2 protein-coding genes are annotated in these 2092 nt (G+C 57.6%); both read left to right on the top strand.

The window, feature by feature from the left end:
* Positions 1-146 precede the first annotated feature (146 nt).
* Complete coding sequence (locus PVW51_RS24160; protein WP_024099411.1) at positions 147-1781, top strand: Mu transposase C-terminal domain-containing protein; 1635 nt, start codon at positions 147-149, stop codon at positions 1779-1781.
* On the top strand, positions 1666-2092 hold a 427-nt coding region (locus PVW51_RS24155), incomplete at its 3' end, for a TniB family NTP-binding protein (RefSeq protein WP_338019779.1). The genes PVW51_RS24160 and PVW51_RS24155, both read left to right, overlap by 116 nt.

The raw sequence follows: 2092 nt of genomic DNA, 5'->3' as shown, positions 1-2092 counted from the left end.
TGTCGCGTAGCCCTTAATTGTGAGATGAGAAATCCAACGAAATCAACGGCCTTGCTTTGCCCTTAAATATGATATTTTGCCTTTAAATCCGATATTTTTGCCCTTAAACCTGAGACAGGGTTCGCAGCTTCGTGTGGCAAATATTGATGGATGATGATCGCGAAGACTTCGTTGCCGCTGGTGCTGAGGAGGCGCGCAGGGCGGCCGTTCTGCGTCCGCTTGTTCAGGCATATCTCAAAGGAACTGGCAGTCTGGAAAGTGGCATCAATGACGCCGTTTGGGAGCTTGGTGTCAGCAGGGCGACTGTCTGGCGCTGGATAAAGCGTCTGGCCGAAGAGGGTGGGCGCACCAGCGCGCTGGCTTCTCGGAAACGGGGCCGCCCGACTGGTACAACCTTGATATCCGGCAAGGTGGAAGCGGTGATCGAAGAACATCTTCGCCGTTATTTCTTACGGCGGGAACGCCCAAGCCTGTCGCGCATCGTGACAGAAATCCGAAGCGCGTGCTGGCAGCAGGGCTTGCAACCGCCGACACGTCGGACGGTTCAGCGCAGGCTGGATGCAATGGATGCCCGTGAAATTGCCAAGGCACGCGAAGGCGCAAAGGCGGCCCGCCAGAAATTTGCGCCGGTCGTAGGCGACAACAAGGCAAACCGGCCACTGGAGGTCGTGCAAATCGACCATACGCCTGCGGACATCATTCTCGTCGACAGTTTTGAACGCAAACCAATTGGGCGGCCTTGGGTCACGCTGGCGATCGACGTCGCAACGCGGATGGTGACCGGATATTACACCTCTCTCGAGGCACCTTCGCGTCTGTCGGTGGCGCTTTGCCTGACACAGGCTGTGGCCCCCAAGGCGGAACTTCTGGCGGAATTGGTGCGCAATGTTCCTTGGCCCGCGCAGGGTAAACCGCATAGCATCCACGTCGATAACGGGCGCGATTTCCGGTCGCATGCCTTTCGGTCGGCATGTGCAGAATGGGGGATCGATCTGGTCTATCGGCCGCCAGGCAGTCCTCATTTCGGAGGGCACATCGAACGATTGATCGGCACGATGATGGGGGCCGTGCACCTGTTGCCTGGAACAACGCAATCCTCGGTCGTGGCCAAGGGCGACTATGACGCCGAGGGCATGGCCACGATGACCTTAAGCGACTTCGATCGCTGGTTTGCTCTGGAAATCTGCCGCTACAACAACAGCATTCATTCAAGTCTTGGCTGCACGCCCGTTGCCAAATGGGAGGCGCTCTCAGAGCAAATGATGGGCGATATCCCCTTCGAGATTGAAGCCTTTCGGGTGAGCTTTCTGCCAAGTGAACTGCGCAAGGTCAGGCGTGACGGCATCCATCTGTTCCAGATACGGTACTGGTCCGATGCGCTTGCAGGCCACATCGGGCGCGGGGATGGAAAGGTGGTCGTCCGCTACGACCCTCGCGACCTCTCGGTGATCTGGGTCGAACTGGATAATGACCGATACGTCGAAGCTCGGTACCGAAACCTGGAAATTCCGCCTGTGTCGCTCTGGGAATATCGCGAAGCCATGAGGAATGCCCGTGCCCTTGGCAAGTCCGGGTCCAATGAGCTGGTCCTGGCTGAGCTGATCCGACAGCAACGCCAAATCGAGTCTGAAAGCCGGAGCCTGACGAGGGCCGAACGCCGATCCCGTGAAAGAAAAGGGACATTGGAGGGCGCCAACTCGGCCGTCTCAACAACCGAAGGGCTGCGCGCGATCGATACGGGTGATACATCGCGCCCATTGTTCAAGGTGGAGAGATGGTGAATTGAGGGCAGGAAAAACAGAGGAAGACGGTCGGATCACCCTCATTCAATCGGATATCTGGATTGGCTTTCCGCGGGCCGAACAAGTTCTGGACCGTTTGCAGTGTATGATCGAAGCGCCAAGGCAAACCCGTATGCCTGGCCTTCTTGTGCATGGCGCGTCCGGGATCGGAAAGACGATGATCGCCCGCAATCTTTCGCGCAGATATGCACCGGAATATGACCCAGCATCGGGAATTACGCGAACGCCGCTGTTACTGTTACAAGCACCACCAGCTCCCGACGAACGACGGTTCTATCTGCACATCCTGG

It is taken from the genome of Sulfitobacter sp. PR48, from assembly GCF_028807335.1.
Lineage (GTDB): Bacteria > Pseudomonadota > Alphaproteobacteria > Rhodobacterales > Rhodobacteraceae > Sulfitobacter.
The sequence above is the reverse complement of the archived record's forward strand: the minus strand, read 5'-3'. Positions and strand labels throughout refer to the sequence as shown.

Bases quoted from the DNA above. Each gene is read 5' to 3' on its own strand.
- PVW51_RS24160 (WP_024099411.1), top strand. From the start codon at position 147: ATGGATGATGATCGCGAAGACTTCGTTGCCGCTGGTGCTGAGGAGGCG.